Annotated in this window: 4 protein-coding genes; 3 read left to right on the plus strand and 1 reads right to left on the minus strand. The window is 65.3% G+C overall.

All coding sequences use genetic code 11. The features are described from left to right. The coding region (locus WCE35_RS09215) for a serine hydrolase domain-containing protein (RefSeq protein ID WP_424593035.1) at positions 1 to 1,273 on the plus strand (1,273 nt) is incomplete at its 5' end. 27 nt (positions 1,274 to 1,300) lie between these two features. Here WCE35_RS09215 and WCE35_RS09220 read toward each other — a convergent pair. Continuing rightward, entirely contained in the window at positions 1,301 to 1,966 is a 666-nt protein-coding gene (locus WCE35_RS09220; RefSeq protein ID WP_424593036.1) for a glutathione S-transferase family protein, read from the minus strand. A gap of 145 nt (positions 1,967 to 2,111) precedes the next feature. Here WCE35_RS09220 and WCE35_RS09225 point away from each other — a divergent pair, with 145 nt between their 5' ends. Together WCE35_RS09225 and WCE35_RS09230 are read left to right on the plus strand one after the other, a co-directional pair. Beyond that, complete coding sequence (locus tag WCE35_RS09225) at positions 2,112 to 2,708, plus strand: DUF2239 family protein (protein WP_424593037.1); 597 nt, start codon at positions 2,112 to 2,114, stop codon at positions 2,706 to 2,708. A gap of 92 nt (positions 2,709 to 2,800) precedes the next feature. Beyond that, a partial coding sequence (locus tag WCE35_RS09230) for a 2-hydroxychromene-2-carboxylate isomerase (RefSeq protein ID WP_424593038.1) occupies positions 2,801 to 3,180 on the plus strand: 380 nt, incomplete at its 3' end.

Genomic DNA, 3,180 nt, shown 5'->3' on the forward strand with positions numbered 1-3,180 from the left:
CAATGTCTGCGCCAAGGCCTTGGTCTCCGGGCTCGATCCGCAAACGGCGTATTCGGAAACCGCAGAACGCGACGGCATTCGAAGCTTGCGTGCGGTGCTGAACTATCGTTTCGATCGCGCCGCCAAAGCGGTCGATGCGTCGGTCGCGGGCCTGTTCGGCAGCCGCGCCGTCTTTCACGACGGCCTCGGCTGCGTGCTGCGGCATGGATCTAAGGAGCCCTATCTGCTCAAGAGCGACGTCGACGCGCTGAAGCTGCCGAAATCTCCGCCGCTGCTGGCGGAGATCGCCGGCCCCGACATCGTCCGGCCGTCCGATCCGGCGTTGAAGGCCGCGCTCGACCATGCCTTCGAAGAACCGGCAGAGCCGCCGTTTCGAAGAACCAGGGCGGTGGTGGTGGTGCATGACGGCAAAGTGATTGCCGAGCGGTACGCCGGCGGCATCGGCGTCGACACCCCGCTATTGGGGTTTTCCCTGACCAAATCGGTGGTCAACGCGCTGATCGGAATTCTGACCCAGCAAGGCGTTACATCGCCGTCGATGCCGGCGCCGATCCCGGAATGGCGGGGCGCATCCGATCCGCGCCGCGAGATCGAGGTCGAGCATCTGCTGCGCATGACCACCGGGCTTGCGCTCGACGAGACCAACAGCGGCTTCGATCCCTCGAGCCAGATGGTCTATCTGCACGACGACATGGCCGCCTTCGCCGCGCAGGCGGCCATGATCGCCGCGCCGGGAACGCGGTGGGCCTATTCGAGCCCCTCGACCCAGCTATTGGCGCGGATCATCCGCGACGCCACCGGCGGGCCCGAGCAGACGCTGGCCTTCGCCTGGCGCGAACTGTTCAATCCGCTCGGCATGCGTCATGTCACGCTGGAGTTCGACGGCAGCGGCACGCTGCAGGGACACAGCTACATGCTGGCGAGCGCGCGCGACTGGGCGCGGTTCGGCCTGCTTTATCTCAATGACGGCGTGGTCGGCGGCAAACGGATCCTGCACGAGGACTGGGTGAGTTTTTCCGCCGCCGCGACGCTCGACACCGATTACGGCGCAGGGTTCTGGACCAATCGCAGCGAGCATGAACATGCCAGGGCCCGCGTGCGGCTCGGCATGCCCCGCGACGCGTTCTTTGCCTCGGGCGATCTCGGCCAGCGCGTGGTGATCCTGCCGTCGCAGCGCCTTGTCGTGGTGCGGCTCGGCGACAGCGTCGATCCGACCGGCGATATTCGCGGGCTGGCCCGGCTGGTGAAGGAAGTGATCGCGGCCGTGCAGTAGCGACCATCAGCGCGAAGCGAAGCGGGCCTATCGCCCCACCAGGTAGGGCCCGCCCTTTTCGAGCGCGCGCGCATAGGCGGGGCGGGCGTGGATGCGGTCGAGGAACGCCATCGCCCTGGGGTGGCCCTGCTCCAGCCCGCCACGCGCCGCGGCGGCCTCCAGCGGAAAGCTCATCTGGATGTCGGCGCCGGTGAATTCATTGCCGGCGAACCATTGGCTTTTCCCGAGTTCGCTTTCCCAGAACGCCATGTGCTGCTTGAGCTGCGGATTGACCAGCGCAGTCAGCGCCTGGTTGGAGACCTTGCGCACCAGTGGGCGCAGCAGCGCCGGCGCGCGCTTCGGCATCAGCGTGAACAGCAGTTTGAGCAGCAAGGGCGGCATCGCCGAGCCCTCGGCATAGTGCAGCCAATAGGTATAGCGCAGCCGCTCCGGCGTATTCGGCGGCGGAATCAAACGGCCCTGGCCATAGGTGCCGATGATGTATTCGGCGATCGCGCCCGACTCCGCGATGGTGTTGCCGCTGTCGGTGATCACGGGGGACTTGCCGAGCGGATGAATGTCGCGCAGCTCTTTTGGCGCGCGCATGTCGGGCTGGCGCTGATAGCGGACGATCTCGTAGGGCACGCCGAGTTCCTCCAAGAGCCACAGCACGCGTTGCGAGCGCGAATTGTTGAGATGATGAACGGTCAGCATGGTCGTCCCCCGATGTTGGCGCCGCGCTTGGTGCCAGCCGGGCGCGGGAATGTCGAGATGGGGACCCCCGCAAATATTACCCGGATGTTATAGACGGACCCAGATTTATCCGGGTATAAAGTGACAGCTCGCGAGAAGTCTGCCCATGCACGCCCGACCCGAACCCGCCTACATCGCCTTCGACGGCGCGCGCCGCATCGCCGCCGGCGATCTTCGCGACGTCGCGCGCGCCGCCAAGCAGACGCTCGACCGGCACAAGGACGCATCGATCCTGATTTTCGATGGCACCACCTCGGGCCCGATCGACCTCGATTTCCGCGGCCCGGTCGACGACGTTCTGGCCCGGCTGCCGGACGCCGAGGCATCAAGAGACGATGGCGCGGTCGCTCCCCGCGGTCCCGGCCGCCCGAAACTCGGCGTGGTCGCGCGCGAAATCACGCTGCTGCCGCGGCACTGGGACTGGCTGGCGCAGCAAAAAGGCGGCGCCTCGGTGGCGATACGCAAGCTGGTCGATGAAGCGCGGCGCGGCGGCGCGGACAGGGATCGCACCCGCCTCGCCCAGCAAGCCGCCTATCGCTTCATGTCGGCCATGGCGGACAACAAGCCGCACTATGAAGACGCCATCCGCGCCCTGTTCGCCAATGACGCGGGCCGTTTCGAAGCATCGATCGCGGAATGGCCCGCTGATGTGCGCGACCATGCTGAAAAACTCGCGGAACGGGCGTTCCACCGCCAGGCGTGAACGCTGGCCGGTTGATCCCCGCCAAGCGACCCGCTAGGCTGGTTAGAATGACGAGGATCATATAAGAAACTCGTCTTTCAGGGAGGCCGCCCGTGAGTCAAAATCCCCAATTCCTGTTCGATTTCGGCAGCCCCAACGCCTTCCTCAGCCATGAGGCGATTCCGGCGATCGAACAGCGCACCGGCGTGAAGTTCGAATATGTCCCGATCCTGCTCGGCGGTATCTTCAAGGCCACCAACAACAGGTCGCCGGCGGAGACGCTCGCCGGAATCAAGAACAAGCGCGAATTTCATGCGCTGGAGACCGAACGCTTCCTCAAGCGCTTCAATGTAAAGCCCTACACCTGGAATCCGTTCTTCCCGGTCAACACGCTGAACCTGATGCGCGCCGCGGTGGCCGCGCAGCTCGAAGGCGTGTTCGAGAAGTATGTCGAGGCGGCGTTTCACCATATGTGGGTCGAGCCCAAGAAGAT

It is taken from the genome of Bradyrhizobium sp., from assembly GCF_049691595.1.
Classification (GTDB): Bacteria; Pseudomonadota; Alphaproteobacteria; order Rhizobiales; family Xanthobacteraceae; genus Bradyrhizobium.